Annotated in this window: 25 protein-coding genes; 9 read left to right on the plus strand and 16 right to left on the minus strand. The window is 46.3% G+C overall.

What is annotated here, in order from left to right; all coding sequences use genetic code 11:
• Positions 1 to 15: 15 nt before the first annotated feature.
• A complete protein-coding gene (locus P5G61_RS14850) occupies positions 16 to 642 on the minus strand; it encodes a class I SAM-dependent methyltransferase (RefSeq protein WP_301247264.1) in 627 nt (208 codons plus the stop codon).
• Between the two features lie 215 nt (positions 643 to 857).
• Here P5G61_RS14850 and P5G61_RS14855 point away from each other — a divergent pair, with 215 nt between their 5' ends.
• Positions 858 to 3,230, plus strand: a complete 2,373-nt coding sequence (locus P5G61_RS14855) for an Ig-like domain-containing protein (RefSeq protein WP_301247265.1) — start codon at positions 858 to 860, stop codon at positions 3,228 to 3,230.
• Positions 3,231 to 3,434: 204 nt separating this feature from the next.
• On the opposite strand, the gene chrA is transcribed toward P5G61_RS14855, so the two are convergent.
• From chrA to P5G61_RS14895, 8 genes are all read right to left on the minus strand, one after another.
• The gene (chrA, locus tag P5G61_RS14860; RefSeq protein ID WP_053780063.1) at positions 3,435 to 3,980 is read right to left on the minus strand and encodes a chromate efflux transporter ChrA; all 546 of its coding nucleotides are present in this window, start codon (positions 3,978 to 3,980) and stop codon (positions 3,435 to 3,437) included.
• A 3-nt stretch (positions 3,981 to 3,983) separates the two neighbouring features.
• Positions 3,984 to 4,574, minus strand: a complete 591-nt coding sequence (gene chrB / locus P5G61_RS14865; protein WP_301247266.1) for a chromate efflux transporter ChrB — start codon at positions 4,572 to 4,574, stop codon at positions 3,984 to 3,986.
• A gap of 12 nt (positions 4,575 to 4,586) precedes the next feature.
• The gene (chrS, locus tag P5G61_RS14870; protein WP_079348581.1) at positions 4,587 to 5,081 is read right to left on the minus strand and encodes a chromate efflux transcriptional regulator ChrS; all 495 of its coding nucleotides are present in this window, start codon (positions 5,079 to 5,081) and stop codon (positions 4,587 to 4,589) included.
• 279 nt (positions 5,082 to 5,360) lie between these two features.
• Positions 5,361 to 6,473 carry a PAS domain-containing sensor histidine kinase gene (locus P5G61_RS14875; RefSeq protein ID WP_301247267.1) on the minus strand — a complete coding sequence of 371 codons (1,113 nt, stop codon included), beginning with the start codon at positions 6,471 to 6,473 and terminating at the stop codon, positions 5,361 to 5,363.
• Positions 6,466 to 7,116 carry a response regulator gene (locus tag P5G61_RS14880; protein WP_301247268.1) on the minus strand — a complete coding sequence of 217 codons (651 nt, stop codon included), beginning with the start codon at positions 7,114 to 7,116 and terminating at the stop codon, positions 6,466 to 6,468. Before P5G61_RS14880 ends, P5G61_RS14875 begins: the two co-directional genes overlap by 8 nt.
• Before the next feature lie 135 nt (positions 7,117 to 7,251).
• Positions 7,252 to 8,250 carry an ABC transporter substrate-binding protein gene (locus P5G61_RS14885; protein WP_301247269.1) on the minus strand — a complete coding sequence of 333 codons (999 nt, stop codon included), beginning with the start codon at positions 8,248 to 8,250 and terminating at the stop codon, positions 7,252 to 7,254.
• A 117-nt stretch (positions 8,251 to 8,367) separates the two neighbouring features.
• Positions 8,368 to 9,981, minus strand: a complete 1,614-nt coding sequence (locus P5G61_RS14890; protein WP_301247270.1) for a helix-turn-helix domain-containing protein — start codon at positions 9,979 to 9,981, stop codon at positions 8,368 to 8,370.
• 215 nt (positions 9,982 to 10,196) lie between these two features.
• Positions 10,197 to 10,628 carry a GAF domain-containing protein gene (locus tag P5G61_RS14895; protein ID WP_301247271.1) on the minus strand — a complete coding sequence of 144 codons (432 nt, stop codon included), beginning with the start codon at positions 10,626 to 10,628 and terminating at the stop codon, positions 10,197 to 10,199.
• A 384-nt stretch (positions 10,629 to 11,012) separates the two neighbouring features.
• On the opposite strand from P5G61_RS14895, the gene P5G61_RS14900 reads away from it, so the two are divergent.
• Positions 11,013 to 11,789: a Crp/Fnr family transcriptional regulator gene (locus P5G61_RS14900; RefSeq protein ID WP_024632329.1), complete on the plus strand. Its 777-nt coding sequence runs from the start codon at positions 11,013 to 11,015 to the stop codon at positions 11,787 to 11,789.
• Positions 11,790 to 12,041: 252 nt separating this feature from the next.
• Positions 12,042 to 13,142, plus strand: a complete 1,101-nt coding sequence (locus P5G61_RS14905; protein WP_301247272.1) for a serine hydrolase domain-containing protein — start codon at positions 12,042 to 12,044, stop codon at positions 13,140 to 13,142.
• Between the two features lie 186 nt (positions 13,143 to 13,328).
• Here the strand turns inward: P5G61_RS14905 and P5G61_RS14910 are convergent, their stop codons facing one another.
• The 3 genes from P5G61_RS14910 to P5G61_RS14920 all read right to left on the minus strand — a co-directional run bounded on the left by P5G61_RS14910 (position 13,329) and on the right by P5G61_RS14920 (position 14,555).
• Positions 13,329 to 13,871: a GNAT family N-acetyltransferase gene (locus P5G61_RS14910; RefSeq protein WP_301247273.1), complete on the minus strand. Its 543-nt coding sequence runs from the start codon at positions 13,869 to 13,871 to the stop codon at positions 13,329 to 13,331.
• An 85-nt stretch (positions 13,872 to 13,956) separates the two neighbouring features.
• Positions 13,957 to 14,112, minus strand: a complete 156-nt coding sequence (locus P5G61_RS14915; RefSeq protein WP_179132754.1) for a hypothetical protein — start codon at positions 14,110 to 14,112, stop codon at positions 13,957 to 13,959.
• Positions 14,113 to 14,264: 152 nt separating this feature from the next.
• On the minus strand, positions 14,265 to 14,555 hold the full coding sequence (locus P5G61_RS14920) for a hypothetical protein (protein WP_079348592.1): 291 nt from the start codon (positions 14,553 to 14,555) through the stop codon (positions 14,265 to 14,267).
• A 223-nt stretch (positions 14,556 to 14,778) separates the two neighbouring features.
• Here P5G61_RS14920 and P5G61_RS14925 point away from each other — a divergent pair, with 223 nt between their 5' ends.
• The 3 genes from P5G61_RS14925 (at position 14,779) to P5G61_RS14935 (ending at position 18,371) form a co-directional block, all read left to right on the plus strand.
• On the plus strand, positions 14,779 to 16,287 hold the full coding sequence (locus tag P5G61_RS14925) for a DUF6359 domain-containing protein (protein ID WP_435874195.1): 1,509 nt from the start codon (positions 14,779 to 14,781) through the stop codon (positions 16,285 to 16,287).
• Between the two features lie 145 nt (positions 16,288 to 16,432).
• Positions 16,433 to 17,062, plus strand: coding sequence for a sporulation-specific diadenylate cyclase CdaS (cdaS, locus tag P5G61_RS14930; RefSeq protein WP_301247274.1), 630 nt, complete (start codon positions 16,433 to 16,435; stop codon positions 17,060 to 17,062).
• A 202-nt stretch (positions 17,063 to 17,264) separates the two neighbouring features.
• On the plus strand, positions 17,265 to 18,371 hold the full coding sequence (locus P5G61_RS14935; RefSeq protein WP_301247275.1) for a Leu/Phe/Val dehydrogenase: 1,107 nt from the start codon (positions 17,265 to 17,267) through the stop codon (positions 18,369 to 18,371).
• A 174-nt stretch (positions 18,372 to 18,545) separates the two neighbouring features.
• Here the strand turns inward: P5G61_RS14935 and P5G61_RS14940 are convergent, their stop codons facing one another.
• The 3 genes from P5G61_RS14940 to P5G61_RS14950 form a co-directional block, all read right to left on the minus strand.
• Positions 18,546 to 19,157: an esterase/lipase family protein gene (locus P5G61_RS14940; protein ID WP_301247276.1), complete on the minus strand. Its 612-nt coding sequence runs from the start codon at positions 19,155 to 19,157 to the stop codon at positions 18,546 to 18,548.
• Between the two features lie 417 nt (positions 19,158 to 19,574).
• Positions 19,575 to 20,864, minus strand: coding sequence for an MFS transporter (locus tag P5G61_RS14945; RefSeq protein ID WP_301247277.1), 1,290 nt, complete (start codon positions 20,862 to 20,864; stop codon positions 19,575 to 19,577).
• Between the two features lie 64 nt (positions 20,865 to 20,928).
• Entirely contained in the window at positions 20,929 to 22,170 is a 1,242-nt protein-coding gene (locus tag P5G61_RS14950; RefSeq protein WP_301247278.1) for an ATP-grasp domain-containing protein, read from the minus strand.
• A gap of 205 nt (positions 22,171 to 22,375) precedes the next feature.
• On the opposite strand from P5G61_RS14950, the gene P5G61_RS14955 reads away from it, so the two are divergent.
• Positions 22,376 to 22,939, plus strand: coding sequence for a hypothetical protein (locus P5G61_RS14955; protein WP_301247279.1), 564 nt, complete (start codon positions 22,376 to 22,378; stop codon positions 22,937 to 22,939).
• Positions 22,936 to 23,346, plus strand: coding sequence for a DUF2000 family protein (locus tag P5G61_RS14960; RefSeq protein WP_301247280.1), 411 nt, complete (start codon positions 22,936 to 22,938; stop codon positions 23,344 to 23,346). The genes P5G61_RS14955 and P5G61_RS14960 overlap by 4 nt, the downstream gene beginning before the upstream one ends.
• 62 nt (positions 23,347 to 23,408) lie before the next feature.
• On the opposite strand, the gene P5G61_RS14965 is transcribed toward P5G61_RS14960, so the two are convergent.
• Positions 23,409 to 24,614, minus strand: a complete 1,206-nt coding sequence (locus P5G61_RS14965) for an MFS transporter (RefSeq protein ID WP_435874196.1) — start codon at positions 24,612 to 24,614, stop codon at positions 23,409 to 23,411.
• Between the two features lie 254 nt (positions 24,615 to 24,868).
• Here P5G61_RS14965 and P5G61_RS14970 point away from each other — a divergent pair, with 254 nt between their 5' ends.
• Positions 24,869 to 25,444 (plus strand): TetR/AcrR family transcriptional regulator, encoded by a 576-nt coding sequence (locus P5G61_RS14970; protein ID WP_301247282.1) that lies wholly within the window; start codon positions 24,869 to 24,871, stop codon positions 25,442 to 25,444.
• The last annotated feature ends 57 nt before the right edge of the window (positions 25,445 to 25,501 follow it).

The following is a 25,501-nucleotide window of genomic DNA, read 5'->3' on the forward strand; positions in this document are numbered from 1 at the left end:
AATTCACATGTTAGATCACACAGCTTTATTTTGATTTTTGATTTCAGGTGTGCGTCTTAAGATGACAAAGTCGGCCGAGGACTGATCGGGATATCGTTGAGGAATAATCTCCTGCACTTTAAACTCGGGATAGTCGAACAGATAATCAAAAATATTTCGGTCCTGAATGGTGCTAACCCCTGGATTCCCGTTTTCTTTCAATCGAGTGTACAGCACGACCCACTCTGACGAAGCGTGCAGGATGTCGTAAAGGGTATTGCGAAAATCCGTTTCATCTGTAATATGGTAGAGCACATCCAGACAGATGGTAAGATCCGCTTGCAGGAAACCGCGGTTAATCCACAGACCTGGGGTATATAACATGAAGCTCTTGGAGGTATCGTTAGCAAACTTGGAGGCGCAGAGTCGTACCGACGAACCTGCCACATCGACACCCAGATACGTCTCATAATTCATATACTGCAGTTGATTTCCATCCCCGCAACCAAATTCAATGACGCTGGAGATACCCTCACGCTGAATCAGTCCGTTTACTACCTCTGCCTTGAATTCAGCCAGTACACCATATGAACCTCTTCCCGATGTTTTGCCTGAGCTATACGTTTGTTCCCAATATCCTTTGTAATCAAAAGACTGACTCATGTTTCTCCCCCGATCCTATGAAATAAAGTCCAAATTTCAGTAACTATACATAGGTTATGCGTAATATTTGCGGGTATGAATCCTTTGGAATTCGATAGGTCGGAAGGATGAATTCCCGCGAATTCCCCTTAAAATTCCCTGAAAGTCTAAACATCTGGAAAGAACTTACCGACATTAAACCTAAGGAACAAAATGATAAGAATCGGGGGGAAATGATGTTAAAGCCAAGATTGACCAAGTACATGGTGATGATGCTGGTATTGGTGCTGAGTATTTCCAACGTAGGCTTGGCCGCTGCGGCAGATAAAGAACTGTCCAAAATTGTAGTTTCCAAAAATGAGCTGTCGCTCGAAGTGGGTGATTCCAGTTCGGTTACGGTGACAGGAGTATATAGCGATAATACATCGGCTAACGTGACAATTAGTTCATCCTGGAGTAGCAGTGATACTTCGATAGCGACTGTATATAATGGTGCCATTACTGCCAAAAAGGAAGGTACGGCGACCATTACAACATCGTATCAGAGTCAGAGTCAGACGGTTCAGGTGAATGTAACCAAAAAGGTCAAAGCCCTTTCCAAAAACGTGCAGTCGCTGGACTTGCGCACAGGAGATAGCAAAGACATTATTTTGACGGCAACCTACAGTGATAACACGACGAATGCAGAAGCATCCAAAGTTGCTGAGTGGTCATCCGATGATGAGAAAGTGGCAACGGTTGTGAATGGTAAAGTTACTGGACAAAGCGCCGGTACAGCCGTTATCACAGGTAAAGTGGGCAGTCAAAGTGTGACTGTGGATGTTAACGTTGAGGTTGTTAAACGTGTGGATATGGACAAGAAGCAGGTCAATCTGCTGTTGAACAAAAGTGAAACTGTAAAACTGACAGCCACCTACCCAGATGGCACAACCAAAGATGTAACGGATCTGGCCGAGTGGACGTCAAGCAATGAAAAAGTAGCAGACGTATTAAAAGGTGAAATCACAGGTTATTCGGCGGGTTCTGCCAAAATTACCGCCAAATACGGAACAAAATCCGTATCGGTCGATGTGGATGTGGATTTGACAAGCAAACTGAGTGTGGAGAAACAGAGCATTTTCTTCCGTTTGAGTGAGTCCAATAAAACAGCAAATGTCGTTTTGACTGCCTCTTACCCGAATAGTGCTGATGTGAATGTAACGGATCAGGCAACATGGACATCCAGCAACGAGAAGGTTGCGACGGTATTCAAGGGACAGGTTACAGCAATTGGTGCGGGTTCTACGACAATCAAGGCAACGTATAGCGGCAAAACGGTGGAAATCACGGTTGACGTGGATACGGCAAGATATCTGGATATTGCGGGTGTCGAAGATAAATTGGCTATGAGCGTTACAGGGGATAACAAAACCAAGAAACTGGTAGCCAATGCAGAATATATTGATGCAAGTACAGAGAACGTAACTTCCAAAGCAACTTGGACATCCAGCAATGCGGATGTTGTATATGTATCTGGCGGCGACTTGATCGCCTATAAATCAGGAACAGCGACCATCACTGCGGCATACGGCGGCAAAACCGTTAAATTCACCGTAAATGTAGATGTTCCAGACAAATATGAAATGGACAAGAAAAAAGGTTCTGTAGCCGTTGGTGGCACATTGTCTGTGAAAGTATTGGCCGTATACGGTGATACATCCAAAGACGTGTCCGAAGATGCGGATTGGAGCAGCAGCAGTGAAAAACTCGCTGAAGTGGACAGCAAAGGTGTCGTGACGGGTATTGCAACAGGTAAAGTAACCATCACAGCCAAAATTGAAGGTAAAACGTTAACTCTGCCTGTTGAAGTAGGTATGGCAAGCGGGCTGGAGGCAGATGTGAACTTTGTAGTGTTGTCCTCCAAGGAAACACAGCAAATTGTACTCACAGCAACGGATGAAGATGGCTTGTCTAAGGACGTATCATCCGATGCAACATGGAAATCAAGCAATTCGCGCGTAGCCGACGTGAAAAAAGGGGTCATCACTGCCAACAGCAGCGGTAAAGCCAATATCACGGCTGAATATGGTTCCAACAAAGTGACCATTCAGGTTGAAGTGGACGTTATTTCACGCATTGAAGCATCCGAACCTGCTCTTTCCCTGAAAACTGGTGATTCTGCTGATCTTACGGTTACTGCTTATCTGAGTGATGGCAGTGAGCGTGATGTCACGGACAAAGCGGAATGGAAAACCAACAGCTACAAAGTAGCTCAGGTAACCAAAGGTAAAGTAAAAGCGACAGGTTCAGGTAAAGCAAAAATTACAGCGAAGTACGGCAGCAAGACGGTAACCATTGCAGTCGATGTAGATACACTGAAATATTTGCAAACCGATAAAGTAACCCTGACCATGAAGCCTGGTGACAAGGCAACCCTGGTTGCTACAGCGACGTATGCCGATGGCAGCGAAGCGAACGTATCCAAGCCGGCACTGTGGAAATCATCCCGTATTGCGACAGCATCGGTGAAGGATGGTGTCATTCAGGCCAATGGTAAAGGTAAAGCTACCATTACTGTGACTTATGCAGGTGTGAAAACCAAAGTAACTGTAGTCGTTGAAGCAAAATAATATCTTCAAGTATGAAGGTAAAACAAGCAATTCTATGTGCGGTGATGACAGCTTAAATGCTGGCATCACCGTTTTTTTTAATGGGAAAAATACAAAGAAACTAACAATGCAAAAAAGAAACGCCCTGAAACATGTGCATATATCCACTTTGGATATAAAAACACGTTGTTCCAAGACGTTCCCCGAATCTAAATAATCAATAAATTACATCGTATGAGACAGAACCAGCGCACCGTATGCAAAAGCAATGACGATGAGGATGGCTGGATGCAACTTGGTTTTGGTCATGACCCAGAGCGAGATACCTGCAATGATCAGTGTCTGCCAAATGCCAATAGAATTAGTGGATACCTGACCGAATTCCCATGTAAGTAAGATCATGAGTACAGCGATAACCGGCTGTACAAGCAAGGTCATGCCTTTCACTTTTGGAGAAGTACGATGCTTGTTCAGCAAGCGGAGCAGCAAAATTAGAGCAACAGCCGAAGGTACAACGGTGGCAAAACTGGCGATGAATGCACCAAACCAGCCAGCCACCTGATAACCGACAAATGCGGCGATTTTGGTCGCGATCGGACCGGGAAGTGCATTGCCGATGGCGAGTACATCCCCGAATTGTTCCGTGGTCATCCACTTATAGTGATTGACCACTTCTTCCTGCATTAACGGAATGGAGGCGGGGCCGCCCCCGTATCCCAATATATTGGCTACAAAAAATCCCCAAAACAATTCCCACCATGTCTGAAGCATCGTTTAGGACACCCCCTTGTCGGAATTGTTGCCCCTGGATTTGAAACGCTGGACCACATCCAGATGGAAGACGCCATATCCGAGGAAGACGGCAATGACAATACCGGGGTGAATATCGAGCAGCTGCAACAGTACAAATGCAAGGACACCGAATAGGGCGGCAAAGGCCGTGCCGAGTCCCTTCCATGCTTTCTTGGCAAATTCGTAAGCCATCATGCCGAGCATGACAAAAATAACCGGCCGCACGGCCGCCACCATGCCTGCTACGATTTTTGATTCACGCAACGCGTACATGGAACCAAGAAGCGCAATGATGGCGATACTCGTCGGCAAAATGTGGGCCAGGACGGATACAATAGCGCCCAGCACACCTTTGGTTTTATACCCGAGATACGCGGCCATCTTGGTGGCAATGGGACCCGGCAGGGCGTTGGCAATGGCCAAAATCTCGCCGAATTCATCATCGCTTACCCACTTATAACGGGTAACGGCTTCATAACGGATCAGCGGAATAACCGAAGGGCCACCGCCATATCCCAAAATTCCGGTTCGTACCATCCCTATGACGAGACCGTTGTAATCTTTCCAACTCATGCTGATTTCCTCCTAGAGTCTCATACCCATTCGGCTTTTATATCGTTTTAACAACAGCTGTGACTCTACCTTGACGATGCCCGGCATCTTGTAGAGCTTCTCCAGCAGGAACTGCTCCATCTCTTCCATATCTGCAAAAATACCATGCATGTGCAGGGTACTCGGGCCTGTCATATGATAGAGGCTGGTTACTGCGGGCTCTTCGTCCAGTTTCGCCGCCACTTCATCCAGAAATTGCGGTTCTACATCGACATTGAAAAAGGCAGAGACTTGGAGTCCAACTTTGCCCGGATTGATGACCACGGTGAAGCGTTCAATGATTCCCTTTTCGGATAAAGCATTAATGCGGGCCTGAACGGCCACACGGGACAAGCCGATCTGTGCACCCAGATCGGTGTAGGATATCCGGCTATTTTGGTGAAGAGCGGCAATGATTTTACGATCGATTGCATCCAGATTGTGCATTTGCGGGATTTCTCCCCCTTTGGAGGAGCGTTTCTCTGACATGATTGACCATCCTTTTTTTTAACTATATAGAATAAAAAATTATGAAAGGATCTACGTACAATGTGTATGTAGCATTCATATTTTAATGACGAATCGTAATTGAAGTCAATATATTTATTGTGAATGTTGATTTTATCTGATTCAGAGCTTTCATTTTGTCATTTTTACCAATCGGAAGATGATGAAACGGGAGCGGTATGCAGTCATGAAGCGAAAAAGAGACTGTTCACGGAGCTCATCCGTAAACAGTCTTCTATATAAAGTGCAGGTTGGATCGAGTTAATGAACGGTTTTGGGTAGGCAAAGGGTGACCACAGTTCCTTCCCCAGGCTCCGAAGATATCGTTAGTGTACCTCCGGCTCCGCGGGCTCGCTCTTCCATGCTGAACAGACCAACGCCGTTACCAGCTGTCGTACCGTTGAACCCTGCGCCTCGATCCTCAATTTTCACAAGAGTGCCCTCTTCCGAATCTTTCACCGTCACATGAGCTTCTGACACATCGGCGTATTTGGCCACATTGGTTAAAGCCTCCTGGATAATACGATACATCGCGATCTCCCGGTTCATCTCCAGTCGTTTTCGCAGATTGCATTCCAATTCCACTTCAATTCCGTAGTGACGGGTATAGTTCTCGATATACGTGCGTATGGCCGGAACGACACCAAGGTCATCCAGTACAGACGGTCTCAGCTCCCATGCCATACCGCGTACGTCCTCCATAATACCCGTGACCTGTTTCCGCAGTGCTTCCACACCAGATTGGGGCTGATCCGCAAGCAGCCGATCCATCTGAATGACGAGGGAGAAGAGACTCTGTCCAATGCCGTCATGCAGCTCGCGTGAGATGCGACGTCGTTCTTCTTCCTGAATGTTCATGACCTGGGTCATCATCGTCTGTAACTCGGCTTCGACCCGCTTCAGCTTGGTGACCTCACTACGTACGGCCAAATACTGATAGGGCTCGCCATCATTATCGAGAAAAGGCACAATGGTTGTATTCACCCAATAATGGCTGCCATCCTGGGCACGGTTGCGGATTTCTCCGTTCCACACTCGTCCGGAAGAGATGGTTTCCCACAGATTTTTCATAAAATTTTTACCGTGATAACCCGAATTAATGATCCGATGATCCTGACCGATCAATTCTTCCCGATCATATTGTGAGATTTCGCAAAATTTATCGTTCACATACTGGATCTTTCCTTTGCGGTCTGTGAGGGCTACAATGGACGATTCATCCAGGGCAAACTTCAGATCACTGAGCTGATGCAGAGAACCTTTCAGTCTGCTCCGGAATTCCGTATCTGTAATGTGACTGTCGATTTCCTCCAATAATTGATGCACAGGCTGATCGGCAAAACCGCTAAGTCTGTTTTCACGTGTGCTACTCAAAGTTCAGCAACCCCTTTTTCATCGCAAACTTCACCAGTTCCGGTCTGGTTCGAAGACCGAGCTTCTCCATCAGATTGCTTTTGTGGGATTCGACCGTTTTGACACTGATCACCAGAAGTTCAGCAATTTCCTTGTTGGCATAACCCTTGGCAATCCAGGATAAAATCTCTTTCTCCCGTTCGGATAACGTGTCATACGGTCCCGCGTTCTCCTGCTTGGCTTTGTCCAGATATTCACTCATCAGCCGCTTGGTTGCACTTGGGTAGAGATAGGCGCTACCCTCTGCTACGGAACGAATAGCGGCGAGCAATTCTTCATGCGGCGCACTCTTGAGAATATATCCGGAGGCTCCAGCGTGGATGGCGCGGAACAGATATTCTTCATCGTCATGCATGGTCAGTATCAGAATGGAGATATCCGGCATCAATTTCTTCAATTCAGCGGTAGCGGTCAGACCATCTTTGCCTGGTGGCATGCTGAAATCCATCAAGACCACATCCGGCTTCAGTTCTTGTGCCTTGGCGATAGCTTCATCGCCATCTGCTGCATCTCCAACAATATGTATATCATTCTTTCCGTCGAGCAGGGCAATCAGCCCGGAGCGTACAACCACATGGTCGTCGACAACTAATAATTGAATCACATCATTTTCCTCCTGTCCGTTCCACAGTTCTTTCTTTATCATACCAAAAAATAAAGCCATTCAGAGGTTAATCTCTGAATGGCTTCGATTCTCTATAGTTTATTTCTCTATAGATCGGACAAGAGGAAATACAATTTAGTTCTCGGTTTTACCGAAACGCTCCTTAATCATGTCTGCAATTTCCTGAACCTGTGCCTCCACGGCAAGTGGATCATAAGGCCAGAAGCGTTCTCCGTCGAGCTTGAACACGCGATTGTTCTTCACGGCGTCCAGAGACGACCATACGGGTGAACCCTCATCCAGTGAGCCTCCGTTGGACAAATCCAGGAAGATATAGTCACCGGCGTAATCTGCCAACTTTTCCTCAGATATCGCTACGGTATCTTTATCCTGATCAATAAGCTCTTTCTGCACAATATCTGGTGCTTTCAGTCCGAGCTGTTGATAGATGGCCTGTCCACCGCGATTGACCCCATCCCCGTTGATGTACCATTCCTTGCCGAACAGGCTGAAGTTGGAAAAGGTTGTACCTTCCTTGACCAGCCCTTGAATGGACTCTTTGGCTGTCTTCACTTTTACTTCGAATTGGGATAACCAATCCTGGGCTTCCTTTTGTTTGTTAATGATTTTACCAAAAGCGGTGATTTCCTCATGAACATTGTCATAAGTTCCGTAAGGGATGATGAGTGTCGGTGCGATTTTACGATATTGTTCATTCAGTTTCTCATCTCCACCTACGGTAACGATCAGGTCGGGCTGGATCGACAGAATTTTCTCCACTGAGCCGCCGTCAATCCGACCAATGTCCGCTACGCCCTCAACCAGATCAAGCACATAAGGGCTCTCTAGCTCATAATCTGGCGCGCCTACAGGTTTGACACCAAGTGCCAGAAAATCAGCAAGATAACCTTGTGTAACGATACGCTTAGGATTCACGGGAATTTCAACATCTCCGTTTACCGTCGATATGACTTGTGTTTCTGCTGCGCTGTTCTCTGGTTGTTCTTCTGTTACAGCAGGTGCGGAAGCTTTATTTTCTATTGTTTCTTCCGCTTGGCTGGAACAGCCAATAATTCCTATCACCAGTACCAGGATCATAAGCCCGGTCCACCATTTTGATCTAACCCCTGTCATTCTGCTTCTCCCCAATCAATAATGATTATCTTTCTCAATAAACCCTCCTATGTATCGTAGCTTTTGGGCACAAGGATCGTCCATCTCAAAATGTGACCAATTCAGTATGGACAAATGTTACCTGGCGTTAACGCTATTCTCCTGAATCAGAATACCTACCATAATTTCAAGCTGCTTCTCCAGAGACAAGGCATCATTACACCAGAATTGTTCCAGCTGGAGAGGGTAAATGCGGCTATTTCCGTTATTCATAATCTTGCGCCAGCCCGGGCGCTCTCTAAGTTTATCTGCTGAATCGTGATACAAGCCACCTTCATGTGCTGGAAGAACAAGAAACATATGATCTGCTGCATACTCTATTAACTGGTCTTCTTCGATGTATTGATGAATGTCAGGTTCCAGAACATCACGGAGGATGTTGGGGTGGGGAGTAAGATGAAGTCCATAATACACATTGTAGGCCGCTCTGGCGGTTGCATTCCAGATACAAATGGTGCCGTCTTCCCACAGCTCATACAGACCAACCGTTTCTCCAGGTTTAATCAAATCCTTTAGTCGATCAGATTCGTTTCTAGCCCGTGTTGTGTAATGTTCGATCCAATCCTCGGCGGCCTGTTCTCGTCCTACAATTCGGCCAATCAGACGAACCGTCTCCAGTCGATCCAGTTGGTTCCAAGGCAGAACAATGACTTGGGATATACGTTCAAGTTGTTCGAGCTTGTGCGGCAAGTAGTACAGATAATCCGGTGCGATGATCAAATCAATCGGTTCAGCGCGCAGTAATTCTTCCACGCCATGTTCATCCAGATCAATTACATCATGCAGCTCACCTTGGATCAATGGAGACAGGGCCCAGGGAAGAAAGGAAGCGGCAACGGGTTGAATGCCAAGGGCAAGCAGATCCCCAGTATATTGAACAGTTGCAATCCGACTCGCACGTGGCTGTAATCGATACTCACTTGGGCTGATTCCGGTAAATTGCTTGAACTTGCGGCTTAAATATAAACCGTCGGCGTAGCCTACCAGCAAGGCAATTTCATTCAATGTGGACTGCGTGGATAGGAGATATTGCTTGGCCTTGTCCATCCGAACACGGGTCAGATGAGCCTGGAAGCTGCGCCCCACCTGTTTTTGAAAAAATCTGGAGAAATAGCTTGCGTTAAATCCGGTCATGCGGGCAATGTCGTCCCGGGTGAGATGATCGCCGTAGTGATGATTAATATAGTAAAGAGCATCCCGAATTACACTGTCCACCATTTCTGTGGCTGGTTTAACCGCCAGTTTGAACAACTCAAGCAGCTCACTCAGTAGAAAATGGGATCGGGCTTCTTCGGTTTGGATACTACCTGAACATTTGTTGGTAAGTTCCTGGATAATGGCAAGAATCCGCAGTCCTTGTGAACTTGCTCCAGTCTTTGATCCATGTACAGGCAAATTTTCTGCTGTAAGTTCATAGACACGCTTCTCATGAGTCTCTTTCGTTAATCCGTATTCGAGAAAGCCGATATGATATACCGTGAAGGTAGAAGCCGAGTTAGTGTGTATAAGCTCCAGGGAGCATGGGGGATGCAAGAAAAGAGTATGGCCTTTATGTAAAACCCCATGCACCTGACCATAACGAAAATTCACCGTGGCTGTACAGGTTACCAGGGAAGGAGATTCTATGGAAATAGGGCCCGTTTGCTGGGCTGTTTCCGAAGGAATCACACGGGCATTTGTCAGTACGAGCATATTAGTAGCCTCCTAGCGATATATTCTATCTTGAACATATCGATGTATGGACTCGATTATATCAATCTGTGTGAGTGACGTCGAGTTACACAGAGGAGCGATGGCAATTTGATTAATTAAGGCTTGTTCAACTAAGAATAAACCATAATCAAAAAAGTCTCGTTACTCCCATAAGGAAATAACAAGACTTCTTAGCGTATTACAGACAGCTGTATTTATCCAAATACTTTTGGCTGCAAGTGTATAGCGACCTGTTCAGTCTGACGGACGATCTCCGGGGAGAACGTGCAAGGCAGTCTGCTGCCAACGAGCAGCACAGCACCAGGTACGCTTCCTTGCTGGAACACAGGGACTGCTATGGCACAGACCAACCGCTCCGCAAGCATTAACGGGCAACGACCGGGTGTATGCTCCCCGGTGGATTGTGCATCAGATAGAGCGGTGCGTCCAGTCCGAAGGGCTGTGCCTACCAGGTCTTGTCCGGGACGCATCTCCATGCGTTTCACCCGTTCGTTGCTGGCGCCGGATGTATACTTCCAGCGCAGCATCGTCCCGGACAGGCAGGCCAGTCCGCAAAAATCGCTGGAGGTAGTCAGGCGTAGGCCGTCGATCATCTCCTGAATGCCAGATGGCAGTTCATCATGCATGAGAGGACACTTCCTTTTTTGGAATCATACCGTGCGTTACGGTGTAATCATTATCAATATCGTTAACCTGTGGTCAGGGAACATCTTAAAATAAGGGTATTTCGCCACTGCTTCTATTGTAGCCCCTTTCTTCCGTAATGTAATTCAGGGAAAACCCCTATTTCCGTTCTGCAATTTGCTGATCCTGTGTGTGGACAGGCATCCAGGCCCTGTAGGGTAAGGCTTTTTTCGATTGCGGAGTCGTAAAGGTACCTCATAAGTGTGATTTATCTCACAGCAAATTCAGGGAGTTTCCCGGTGAGGTTCAGGTAATCCCCCGATAACCACCACGCTAAATCCGCGGTATGATGGATACATAAGGAAACACCGAGGGGGACGATGGTAATGGGTACGGTATTTAAAGAAAGAACAACCCAGGCGACACAACATGAACAGACGGAGGCGAGCAAGATGACACGGGAGACAGGTGGAATCCTTTCGTTCGTGACAGCTGAACAATGGGGCTTGATCGAGGCGAAGATGCAGCCAAAACGGGTAAAGTCGGGGTACAGTCTCTTTCTGGAAGGCGATGAAGCCGGATACTTGTACTACATTCGCTCGGGAAGAGTGAAGCTGACCAAGTCGACCGAAGACGGCAAAGAAATTATTTTATCGATTCAGCAAACCGGGGATCTGATCGGAGAGTTTGGCGGTATCGGCGGGTTGACTCATAGCTACAGTGCAGAGATGACAGGCAAAGGAGAGCTGGGGATCGTATCGCTCAGTGACTTGGAAAGTGTGCTTAGCAAACATGGCGATCTTGCCTTGAAATTCCTGCAATGGATGGCGCTCGCTCAGCGCATCACCCAATCGCGTTTCCGGGATCTGCTGCTCTATGGCAAGGCAGGTGCGCTTGCATCGACGCTCATTCGTGCCAGCAACTCGTATGGCAGAGTTACGCCGGATGGCATCGTGCTCGACATGAAGCTGAATCATACCGAGTTGTCGGAGATGATTGGTGCAACGCGGGAGAGTGTAACGCGTATGTTGGGAGCCTGGAAAGAACAGGGGACGCTGGACACCATGGATGGAAAGTTGATGATTCGGGACCTGGCAGCCTTGCGCTGCATGTGCGGATGTCCCACATTCCCAAGCTGCCCGGTAGAGTTGTGCCGATTGTAATGGAAGCAATGTGAATAGGGTTGTACCTTCGATGGCGATTGGGGTCGTTACGGAGAGGTGGAAAAAGCTGATGTCCGATTTACTCGGGGTCAGCTTTTTTGGCGTGATATGAGTGGCTTGAAGCAGTGGTAATGAATCAAAAAGTTTAGAGGGTTCAGCTAACGGGGCAGGGAAATCAGGAATTGGAAACGAATACATAGTTTGCTTGCCCAAAATAGGTTGATTAACCTGATTTCAACATTCTAGTAATGAATGATTCATAAAAAAAGAGTAAATTTTACTATGATGGATTTACAAAGTTGTGTTTCAGATTACACAAAAGATAAGAAACATTTACAGCTTGTTATCGGGGTTGTTAGGGAGGGAGATATTGAATACTTCTCATTTAATAATAATAAAAAGAAAAGGTTGATCCCTTCTGAAAATAAGTTGTTTGAAATCGGCTCCATAACCAAAGTTTTTACATCCATACTCTTATTGGAGATGGAAAAAGAAAAACTGCTTTCCTCGGATGACGTGGTTGGTAAGTTCGTGCAAAACGTTGAAAACGATTATTTGAACAAGATTACCTTGAGAAGCCTTGCTACTCATACCTCTGGATTACCGATATTGGCAACCAACCACAATTTGGCTAAAAAAAGATCGAATCCTTATTCAATGTATACCGAGCAAGATTTAACTGCTTTTTTATCGAATGCTGATTACACGGATAGCATTGGTTCGTTTGGATATTCCAATATCGGTGTGGGTTTATTAGGATACATATTATGTAAGGTGTCAGGAAGTACGTATGACGATTTGTTGAAAAAATATATCACAAGCCCATTAAGGATGAATGAGACAGCCGTTATGCTTGATTTAGAACAGAATGGCAGGTTTTTGAATGGACATGCTTCAACTGGGAAAAGAGTCCCTCATTGGGATCTTTCTATACATGAAGGAGCTGGGGGGATTAAGTCATCGGTTAGGGATTTGAGTTTATTTGTCCAAGCCAATCTAAATGATGATAGTCCGATAGCCTCTACACTACAAAAAAGTCATCTCCCTATATGGATCGGGGATTCAAACCGTTATTTTGGCTGGGGTGAGGATCAACTTCTAGATAAAGGTATCCTTTGGCATAACGGGGGTTCAGCTGGTTTTAATAGTTATCTAGCTTTCAACAAGGAACTCCGTGTAGGAGTTGTATTGCTATCCAATTATTCTTTTTTCTCAAATTCTCTTATAGATAATTATGTTGCTCAATTAAAAAAATGGATTACTAAAAAAGAACCTTCTCAAGGAATGATGATAGACTTTACAGGTAAAAAAATATTAGAAGAGATCATGCAAAGCGAAACGTCATTAAAGTAACGGGAAACGATAGCCGTATTAGCCACCTGATCATGAGGTGGTTTTTCTTATGGTTAATGACTCCCATCCAAGACAACTAATACATGATAAAAAGGAGGGCACGAGGATGCGTTATCGCCCTCCCTGCATCATACCCAGGTTATTCACTCAGCCCCCGATTGAGATAGCAGCCCGCCGCACGGGGGATTAGCGTCCAACATTCGCGCCCGCATATTCCTTTACTAGAATCGAATATAGACACGAATCATGATATTTCCCTTTGTAGAACCAATGCTCCCGCATCAGACCTTCACGCTGCATGCCAATCTTCTGCATAACGTTCTCTGAAGCCTTGTTGTTCGGGCGGCATTTCGCATATATCCGGTGTATGCCAAGTGTATTGAAGCCAAAGCCAAGTATGGCTCGGGCTGCTTCGGCAGCATACCCTTTCCCCTGATAAACGGGATTGAGGACATAACCGATCTCTGCGTTCGTCTTTTCGATGTGAAGGCCAACACCGCCGATTAGGATGCCCTCATTTTTCAAGCATATCGCCAGTTCGAAGCCCTCTCGTGGTTGCATGTGCTGAGAATCCAAAACAGACTCCACATAAGCCCGCGTATCTTCTTCCGTATTCGGTCCCCATGCCGTATGCTGAGTAACCTCTGTCATGGATGTATAGCTATGTATGCTTTCCCAGTCAGTCTCCAGAATATCCCGGATGATAAGTCGCTCTGTTTCCAATTGCATCGCTGTCCCCTCCTAGTAAAACAAAAATAGCCCAATAACCGATCCGTGTAAAGGAGGGGTTATGAGCTATGGAAATGTAGAAATGCTATTGTGGTTGTTTACATTCGACTGCGGGATAAGTATAAGCCAGCTTACGAATAATTTCCTTTTGCCATTTGGTATCACCCAAATTGGTTGCCAGGTTCAGAAGATCCAAATAATCGTCGAGCTGCAGATCAGTTTTTTGCAGAGTTGTGTTCATTCGATGTTCGTTCCCCTTTATCTATAAAATCGTTAAGTCATGTACAGTAGGCAGAAGAGTTGAGACAAGCTCAAGAATGATAATCATTATCACAGTTATATTATCATTATGCAATGAACGTTGACAAAATGCAATGCCAAGCTTGAATTTCCTCAATTTTTTTTCGAAAAAAGGCTCATCCACAGCAAATATGGAATGTACACACCCAGGTATGCGGACGGATAAAGAAACCATCCATTCAACAGAAAATGATGGATTTCCGTGGTGAATGTTGTCATATGGGCATTTGTAGCGTACACATCGCCTGCAATGACTGTGGCTGCACTATAAAAGCAGAGCAGGGCAAGTACGTGAAAAATACGGGTCACCGTCCGGGATCGAAGCGCAACAAAAGCCATAATAAGTGGAACAATCAGCAGAAGCAGAAGGAATAGAAGCTTCATTATAAGAAATCTCCTTTGGCGTCTTTTGTTAATCAGTATGGGCAATGGTCATGATTTCCAAAAGTTTTTTCAAAGATTTTACAAAAAGAAAGAGGAATTCAGCATATGAACGATTAAATTAAAGGTGGATAACCCATTATCAGGTAATTATGAGGAGGAGAAGGCAAGTATGAAGAAAGCGGTATGGCAGCATTGGATCGGCGCATTCCTGATCTTTATTATGATGGCAACAGCACTGCTTCAACCTGGTTCGCAAGGTCCTGTTCAGGCGGCTGCAGCACCAATTACGGTATCGCAGGCCATCGCTGCCCAGAGTGGCGGAGCAACAGCAACGGTGGAAGGATATATTGTTGGACATGCTACCGGATCGCTTACAGCCAAATTTACATCTCCATACGCCAATGATTTCAACTTCCTGATTGCAGATTCAGCGACAGAGAAGACTAACGCGAAGCTGCTCGACGTGCAAATTCCAGCGTCGTACCGTTCGCAATATGGACTGGCTTCCAATCCGAATCTTATAGGGCAGAAGGTGATCGTAACCGGAACGCTGGGTGCGTATAACAGCTACGCCGGGGTGAAGAATCCTACCTCCATCGCGCTCTCCTCTGGAACAACCAATCCTGATCCTGATCCAGGCACGACACTGCCGGATGGTACAGGCAAGAAAGTATTGTTCGACAATGCGCATGCTCAGACAGCCGGGGCTGCGGACTGGGTTATTGATGGGGCATTTTCGGACTTTGCGAATGGTTTGCGAAACGCAGGCTTTACCGTGGATCAGCTGGAACGCAGCATCCCGTATACCTTCGGTGAGCAAGCCATCACCTTTAATAAATTGAAAGATTATGATGTCTTCGTTATCGGCGAAGCGAACGTACCGTTCAAAGCTACTGAGCAGGCAGCACTGCTGCAATATGTGCAGAATGGTGGCAGTGTCTTCTTCATTGCCGATCATTATAATGCAGACCGGAACAAAAACCGCTGGGATTCCTCCGAAGTGTTCAACGGCTATCGCCGTGGTGCATTCCTGAATCCGGCCAAAGGCATGTCGTCGGCAGAAGCCGAATCTCCAGCCATGCAAGGCGTGACCAGCTCCGACTGGTTGGCATCCAACTTCGGTATTCGCTTCCGCTACAATGCACTGGGTGACGTGAATGCAACGGATATCGTTGCACCTTCGCAGTCGTTCGGCATTACAACCGGAGTGAGTGCTGTAGCCATGCATGCAGGTTCTACCCTTGCCATTATTGATCCAAACAAAGCTAAAGGCCTGGTATATGTGCCTAGCGGTGTATCCAAATGGGGCAACGCGGTCGATCAGGGCGTATACAATGGCGGCGGACGGGCTGAAGGAGCCTACGCAGCGATTGCCAAGGTAGGAGCAGGTAAAGCGGCATTTATTGGTGACTCCTCACCTGTTGAGGATGCCACTCCAAAATATCGTCGTGAGGAAACGGGCGCTGCCAAAACAACGTATGACGGCTTCAAGGAAGTGAATGACGGTGTATTCCTTGTGAATACCGTGAAATGGCTTGCTGTAAAAGAAAGCTATACGAGTCTGGCTCAGGTGTCTGGACTGACATTGGATACACCGACCAGTCTGCTTGCGATTGAAGCTCCAGCTTCATCCACCGAGCCGCAAACGGAGCCATGGGCTGTACCGGCTGCCGGATACAAATGGTATGATCCTGCAACGTTCAAGGCAGGTTCGTACGGTAAAGCGCAATAAGATAAGCAGTAAGGTAAATATACGGATAATCGGCCTGTCCGCAATCATTGCGGACAGGCTTTATTTTGCATAAATGCCCGGAGCTGAGGGAAACGTATGGGTAATGATGAATGATGAGCGAGATGCCAAGGTGAGGAGGAAGACCATGATGAATCGGCAAGCAGATTGTGACAGCTCGTCCATGAGGCAAAAACTCAAAAGAGATCTTCATCGTGTGGCAGAGCGAATGAACCTGACGTTATCCACCTTTGATAATGACAGTGTGTGTTTGCTGGGCCAATTTGCGGAGATTCGGGCCGAGATCAAGCAGATCGAGGTGCTTGCGTCTTCCTTTTATCTGGATTGTTATCTGTCACCCTTCACGGAGAAATTTGCCGAACTGACTGCCAGTATACAGCATTTGTCTGATCGCAGATATGGTGCTCTCATTGTGATTGAACGGGAAGTGCCGCTTGAACCGATTATCCATTCAGGAGTTGCAGTCGATGCCCGGGTTACTCATGCGTTGCTGGAGTCTTTATTTATACCGGGTGCACCTCTGCATGATGGGGCTGTACTGATTCGAGGCAATCAGATTGTATCTGCCGGTAATGTACTGCCTTTGTCACAGGCGATTGCCCGTGAACGGAAGATTGGCACAAGGCACAGGGCTGCTCTCGGATTGAGTGAACTGACGGATGCGGTTGTACTGGTGGTCTCGGAAGAGACCGGGCAAGCGTCATTCGCCGTGAGTGGGGATTTGCATCCCATTAACGTGGTTGAAACCTTGTCATGATTACATGTTGATACCGCCTTTTTACAAATTCCATGCTGTGCTGGATTATATGAACCTTTTTCCCTGTGGAGGGAGAAAGGTCTTTTTGTACATCCAGATGTGATTTTGCACAAACTTGATATTCATGGGTACAATAGAGGATGGAAGACGAACTGAAGAAGGCGAATGGATCGCAAAAATGGTTGGAGGAGACGGTTAACACATGAACTGGTTTGAAGCAATGGAACATCACGATTATGAGGAACTGGTACTGTGCCAGGATAGAGCCTCTGGATTAAAAGCAATTATTGCTATTCACGATACAACACTCGGTCCTGCGCTGGGAGGCACACGGATGTGGACCTATGCTTCGGAGGAAGCTGCCATTGAAGATGCCTTGCGCCTTGCGCGGGGAATGACATATAAACATGCGGTATCCGGACTGAATCTGGGCGGAGGCAAAGCCGTAATCATCGGAGATCCGCGCCGTGACAAAAATGAAGCGATGTTCCGGGCCTTTGGCCGATACATTCAGGGACTGAACGGACGTTATGTCACCGCAGAGGATGTGGGAACAACTGAGGAAGATATGAATCTGATCTATCAGGAGACCGACTATGTTACAGGTATATCGCCAAGCTACGGCTCCTCCGGTAATCCTTCCCCGGCAACAGCATGGGGGGTATATCAGGGCATGAAGGCCGCGGCGAAGGAAGCCTTCGGCACAGATTTGCTGGAAGGCAAAACTGTGGCTGTACAGGGTGTGGGCAACGTGGCGATGCGTCTGTGCAAACATTTGTACGAAGAAGGTGCGCATCTGATTGTGACCGATATCCGTAAGGATTCCGTGAAGCAGGCTGTGGATCAATTCGGTGCTAAGGCGGTAGACCCTGCCGACATTACTGGAGTGGATTGTGATATTTATGCTCCGTGTGCCTTGGGCGGGACAATTAATGATGATACGTTAAAACAGTTCAAGGCCAAGGTCGTGGCAGGCTGTGCCAACAATCAGCTGCTGGAGCCACGTCATGGTGACAAGCTTCATGAGATGGGGATTGTATACGCACCAGACTACGTGATTAATGCAGGCGGCGTAATCAATATCGCGGACGAGTTGAACGGCTATAACGCGGATCGAGCTTGGAGCAAGGTTGGGGAGATTTACAATAACCTGGAGAAAATCTTCGACACGTCGCGGACCGAAGGCATCGCAACGTATATTGCCGCAGATCGTCTGGCTGAACGCCGGATTGAACTGATGAAGAATACACGAAGCACGTTCCTGCAAAATGGTCATCATGCGCTGAGTTCCCGGAGACTGCGCGGGTAAACTTTATCGAATTTTGAAGCTGTTTTTAGCGTCTTTTTTAGGAGATTTTAAGAAATAACGCTAACGTCTCCTGAACCCTTCTGCCCGAATGCTCCGAGAAAAGCGCAGATAAAGTAAAAGTACAAATAAAAGGCGGGTTTCCGTATGGATACCCGCCTTCTTTATATTTTGTTTTTACTTTAAAGCGTTCATGATATGGCTTTGAACACCACGGTCAGTCAACAGGCCGATATGGGTTACCCCGAAAATGCGAATATTGTTCGCCCCGTTCAGAGGGGATAACGTATTATTTACAATAAAGTCCGACGTACTGTAGATGGAGGTATAATCAATACCGTTTGGAGCGGAACGGGCTACAAGCCGATTGGGAGAACCGAGCGTAACGACTTTGCCTATATTTTTACCACCACCGAGGGTGTTGATATAATACAGGGTGTTGGCTCCGCCCATGCTGTGGGCAATGATATCGACCTGGCTGGCGCCAGTCTTCCGCAGGACATCATCAATATAGGCAGATAACTGACGTGAATTGGTGACATTGTTTCCCGACTTGTCCAGGAAATCGATGGCGTACAGGTCACTTCGGGAATATCCTTCGTTTATTAGCGCTCTTTCGATGCTGGCAAAGTTAAATCCCGCGCCTCCAATACCGTGTACAAGAACAATCGGATTGCGCCCATTGGCAGCCGCTGAAGCTTCTGCATTGGCTGGGGTGGACAGGGCAGATAATGAACTCAGAAATAACAGACAGGTTAAGACACAGCGTAGAACAATAGATTTACTCAATATTAATATCCTCCTTTGGAATGTATATCCATATTACTCTCCTTTTAATCTATCATTATTTGTAATTTAAAGGAATAGTTTGGTAGTGTTGAATTTAAAATAAATTTTGAGGGGATTAATGCATGCTGGTTTTGGCTGTAGTGGTCGCTGTAATTACGGGAATGATTTCGCTGATCCATATTCTATTTGGATTAAAGGATTTAGGGGAATGCATGAGGCTGTTGGTCAGTATTTCAGAGTTTCTGTTTTTCCTATCTCTTCTGTTTATTTTAGTGAAAAGCAAGAAAAATCCCCCTTTATAGTTCATCGGGTATTTGAGACTTCTACGACCTTATTAAAAAGGGTTTTTACATCATAAATTGGTGTAAAAATGATGATAAAAGGACAAAAGCTGATCCTGGGGACCAGCTTCGATGCTCAAACACTTTGTGATAAATCCAATGGTTCAATTTCACTTTTTCTGGTTGAGCTTTTTTCGATATACCACAGGATTATCATGCACAACGCATAGAACAAGCTGAAGGCCAGAATAATGATCCATACGCTCCCCATGTCCATGCTTTTGATAAAAATTCCGGTTAAATACGGACTGAGTGTATAGCCCAGGCAGCCTACGAACAGCAGCAGACCGTTAAACCGCCCCTGATGCGTGTCCGGTACACGCGAAGCAATATACAGATTGATATTGGTCTGCACCAAAATCTCTCCAATGGTCCACAGCACCGTAGAGATGGCCACAAGGGTGAAATAGGGAAAGTAACCCATCAAGCTCAACGCACCAAATCCGATTCCATAGAAGAGTGCCCCTATGGCAATGGAGTTTAGCGCGGTTAATTTGCGTGTAACGGACAGGATTAAGGTAGTCAGAACGATGACGCTGATGGCATTAATAGTCATGACAGAGCCGTAATATGCCGCGCCGTTCTCACCGAACGAATAATTCATTTGGAGCGGAAGGCTAAACGAGTATTGCATATAGATAAAATAATTAAGGAATGACACCACGATAAAGAAGGCGACGAGCGGATTTTTCAGCAACAGTCTGAATAATGGAGAAGGCGATTGGCTTGGTTGTAGTTGTTGTTGTTGTTGTTGGACAGCATGTTGGCCGCCTGTTGAGTCCAATTCCTTGGCTGTACCAACCTTTACCCGGTTGATGATGATGAAGCTGGATAACAGAAACACGGAGCCAATACTTATAAAGACCATGTTGATATAATCCTTGATGAAAAAGCCGGCCACCAACGGCCCGATGGCTATACCCAGATTGGCTCCCAAATACATCAGAGAGAAGGCGGATTTTCGCCCTGTTTCCTGTGGAGACAGCTGAATGATCAACGCGTTATATGCAGGCCGGGTAATGCTGATGAAGAACATAACTGCAATTAGCAAATATCCAACCGTAATAGTGCCCGACCAGAACGAGCAGCAGATGATTATGATAGCAGCAAGCGATTGTCCGGTAACGATAATGGTTTTTTTGCCCATGACATCACTCAAATACCCCCCAAGGAGTACGCCTGGCCCGCTGATCAAGGCTGCCATTGAAACAAATATGCCTGCATTGACAACGTTCATCCCCATCTGCAAAGTCAGAACCAAGGTAATGAGGGAAAATACGAAATCCCCTGTGCTGTTAATCGTTCGGGCCAAACAAAGATAATATATTTCGCGGCTTAACCCCGCATATGTTTTGAATAAAGACAATACATCCAAACCTCCCCAGAAACGGTCAATCCAGCTATGGGCTTACCCGTTCTTCCCAGACAGCCTATACGGTTTCGGCAACATTAACTTCTATGTTGAAACGATCGTACATATCCAGCAATGTATGACGCAATTCCTCAAACGAATCACCTTCCACAATCGCAAAGCCTGATCGGGTCATCGTATCACTCACGTCTCCGGCGCGTTGTCCCACCTGGTAAGCTACATGGAACTCAATAATCCCGGAGATATCCTCATAATCCTCTATTCCGGAAATATTCCGAATGATTCCTGAGCGTGAAGGAAAACAAATCATGCCTGTATACTTGTTACTCGTCTCTTGTTTGCTGAATTCATATATGCCAACTTCCAATTCAGTGACTGCCTTGAAGAAATCAACGCCGTGTGTGTTCTTGATACAAGGCGGCATAACCTGTGAACCCCCGATTCTTGCACCGATCTCGCCAAATACGACTTCTCCTTGGGGAGTCAGGAACAGTTCGGCATGTGTTACGGAATGATTGATTCCGAGTGCGGCAATGACCTGTGTGTTAACCTCTTTGATCCGTTGAATGAAATTCTCCCCGGAACCTTCAGGAAAAGTAATACTTGCCGGCGGCTTCTGGTTCGTGGCAATGTCCAGACAGTTATACAGGTACTGGGAGACGGATGAGAATACCACTTCACCCTTCGAGACAATGGAATCACAGTGAAGCTCTGTACCGCTGATGAATTCCTCCAGCAAGTCCTTTTGCTGCTCTTGTCTTGAGTGCTGGAGATAGTGGATCAATTCTTCCATGCTGGAAAATTTAAACGTATTAATACTCCCATATCCGCTGAGCGGCTTTACAATAATCGGGAACCCGTGTTTATCGGTGAATTGGAGGTAGTCCTCTTCATTCAGGGCAATTACAATGTCCGAAGTCCGAATTCCGCGTTGATGAAGCATTTGTTTCATAATCCATTTATTGCGGACGGCTTCGGCTTGATTGCGCTGCATACCGGGGATGCCGAATTCGGATCGGATTTGGCCGCCGATCTCAATGGCATTTTCACCCGGAGTTAACAAGGCAGCAATGGAATGCGACTTTCGAATATCAATGATATGGTCTCTAATGGAGTCCACTGATTCCAAATGGTCGATATATCTGATTTCGTCGAAGAAGTCTTTGAGTACATCCTCGTTATGCAGATTGTACCGCTCGATGATCAGAATTTTCTTGTAATCAGCTAATTTCTTCAGAGGTTTCACAAAGTTTAAGCCAACTGGAAGTCTGAAATCAGATATGTATACGATGGTTCTCATAAATCCTCCCTCTAGTAAAAAGTAATTTAGCAAAACACATTTCATACCATTATATATCAATATTTTCCATTTACAATACAGTTTTTTGTTAAATATATGCATGATAATACATATTTTTGTTACGTTAAAGTGTTAATTGACAATAGGATTTTTTTGGTATACGATCTTTAGCGGATTAGAAATAAAAAGGAGGAAATAGAAATAAATGGAGATAACCAAAGAGAAATATGCCGTACTGGGAACATTGGGAGACGATGAAGGATTCCTGACTTGCAGCATGCATATCGCGAAGAAGCTGGGCAACTCTGAACTTATCAAGCCATACCCCGAATTTGAAGCGGCTGCGGAAGATTTGAAATCAGGGGTAATTTCCTGCTTGTTGGTTCCCGGGGCTTATCCAAAGCTAAACAGCTTCATCATGGATTCCGAATTGGTGGTGTCTGAGAGCTTTGTAGAGAAGATTCCTGCGCTGGTCCTATCCGGCTTCGATGCTGTATGTCCCGAGCAGATCGACATCATTTATCATCATCCAGCGACTACATACTTGTTATCTGAACTTGATACAATCTATAGAGAGAACAGAACCGTATCGTCCAACCCTGAAGCTTGCAGAAAGGTCATGCACAATGCGGAGGGTTCCATTGCACTCACGAATCAGCTCTGTGCCGACCATTATGGGTTAGTGACCTACAAAGTATTGCGAGAGGGAATCAACATGCCGTGGGTATGTTTTACAAAAAGTATGCAGAGGGTGAACGCACTCATATGAAGAGAATAGCTATTATACTGGAGAAAAATCTCGAAATTGGTGCAGCAGCGAATGTTGCCGCATTATTAATGGGACAAGCAGCCCTAAGGGAGCCCGGATTGTATTCGGATGCCCCTGTACTGGATCAGAGCGGTAATCAGCATGCGGGTATCCGGTTTAGTACGGTCATCCTGAAGGCTGGCGAGAACCAACTCATCAACTTAACCAAATCCTGTTCAACTGAGAACGAAGAACTAAACTATGTTGTTTTCTCGCAGACGGGACAATCGCTCAACAATGCCTTCGAGCAGTATGAAGGTGAGATTGCGTCCATGGACTTGGAAGCCACCAAAGTGGTCGGCGTTATTGTCTGGGGAGCGGATGATGTAGTTCGAACCGCGACTAAGAAGTTCAGTGTTATGAAATAAAAGAAAAAGGGCAGAGCTGATTGTTGAGATCAGTCTGCCCTTTGCTTACATATGAAGTCCAATTAAGCCTTGCTGACGACGGCAGTTTTCTTTTCCGTTAAATAATATCCGAGTGCCAGCAGAGGCATGATCAGACCAATCAATGTGGTGAGACTCCAACCCCCGTGTGCATACGACCAGCTGCCAAGAGATGATCCAATCGCTCCCCCTACAAAAAAGATCGACATGAAGATCCCGTTTACCCGTCCTCTTGCTTCACTCAACGAATAAATGATGCGCTGTCCCAGCACCAGATTGCCCGAGACTGCCATATCCAGCGTGATGGCAACGATCACAAGCAGAATAAGGGAAGCGGTAGAGTGGCCCTGGAACAAATAGGCAAGCCCAAAAGATGCAACCGCGATGATCATGGCGACTCCGGTTAATATGCGGGTGAACCCTTTATCCGCCCATCTTCCGGCAATAGGTGCTGCGATAGCACCCCCAACACCTGCCAGTGCAAACCAGGCAATTCCCTGCTGGGACATGCCATATTCATTGGCGAGCTGTAAGGGAACTGTAGTCCAGAACAGGCTGAAGGCGCCAAACAGACTGGCCTGATAGAGGGCGCGGCGGCGGAGCATGGGAAATGTTTTCAGCAGGGAACCTAATGACAGGATTAATTGTCCATACTTCATCGCAGGTTGTGGCTGACGTGCAGGAAGTGCGCGTGACAGAAGCAGTGCGAGCAACGCAATCACAATCGCAGAGAAAATGAAAACAGCCTGCCAACTGAATGCGTCTGTAATAAAACTTGCGACAGGTCGAGCCAGCATGATGCCCAGCAGCAGACCACTCATCACATTGCCGACCACCCGTCCGCGCTGCTCTTCAGAAGTGAGGTAGGTGGCATAGGGAACCAGAATTTGCGCAACGACTGAGCTGATTCCGATAACGAGAGAAGCTGTCAGAAATAATACGGCATGGGAAGAGAAGGCGGCGGCAATCAATGCAACGACCAGAATGATGAGGAAAAAAGTGACCAGCCGCTTATTCTCCAGAATGTCACTGAGCGGTACGATAAACAGCAGGCCAATAACATAACCGACCTGTGTTAACGTCACAATCAGTCCGGCAGCAGCAGAGGAAAGCCCTGTTGTAACACTGATCGGTCCTATAACCGTCTGAGCATAGTACAGGTTTGCCGCAATCAGCCCACACGCCGCAGCCAAAAGTAAAATCAACCAGCTTGGAACCGGGTTAGCCTTCACTTCGTTTTGCAAGATCATCATCCTCCACATGTTCTCAAAATAATTTTCATGAATGTACACGTATATTGAAATTTGTGATTACTAAACGATGCGTTTACTAATTATAAACATATAATAAACTAAACGTTCAGTATTGTAAATAGGCGTGGAAATATTTTTGTATATCGAAGTAAGATAAGATTGAATTTGTTTAATTTATCGGTGATTTAGTATAATGAACGTATCGTTTTTATGAAACACAGATGGTTTGGTTATGCCAAGGAGGGCTTATGATGACTGCCAAAAGAGGGCGTCCCCGCAATGTGGAAACCCAGAATGCCATTCTTGCAGCTTCTTATGAATTGTTGCTGGAACATGGCTTTGGAGCGATTACGATTGAAAAGATTGCTGAACGTGCTCAGGTAAGCAAAGCAACGATATATAAATGGTGGCCCAATAAAGGAGCTGTCATTATGGATGGGTATATGTCTGCCGCAACGGCAAGATTGCCTGTACCGGATACCGGATCGGTATTTGAGGATGTGCGGATTCATGCGAGCAATCTGGTTAATTTTTTGATCAGCCGGGAAGGAAAAGTGATCACACAGATTATCGGAGAGGGACAGTCTGATCCGGGGCTTGCAGAAGAATACCGAACCAGATACATTCAGCCGCGTCGGCGCGAAGCGTGGGGAATTATTGAGAAAGGCTTGGAACGGGGAGAGTTGAAAAAGGATTGTGATATCGGATTATTCATAGACCTCGTCTATGGGCCGATGTTCTATCGCATGCTGGTGACTGGCGAACCGTTGGATACTGAATTCGTGCACCGTTCGTTGATTTCATTGTTTGAAGGCATTAAGTCTTAAATCATAGAGAAAGACATCTTGAGAGAGGGATAGGGCGATTCGCAAGAATCACCCTGA

The organism is Paenibacillus vandeheii (genome assembly GCF_030433635.1).
GTDB classification, from domain to species: Bacteria; Bacillota; Bacilli; order Paenibacillales; family Paenibacillaceae; genus Paenibacillus; species Paenibacillus vandeheii.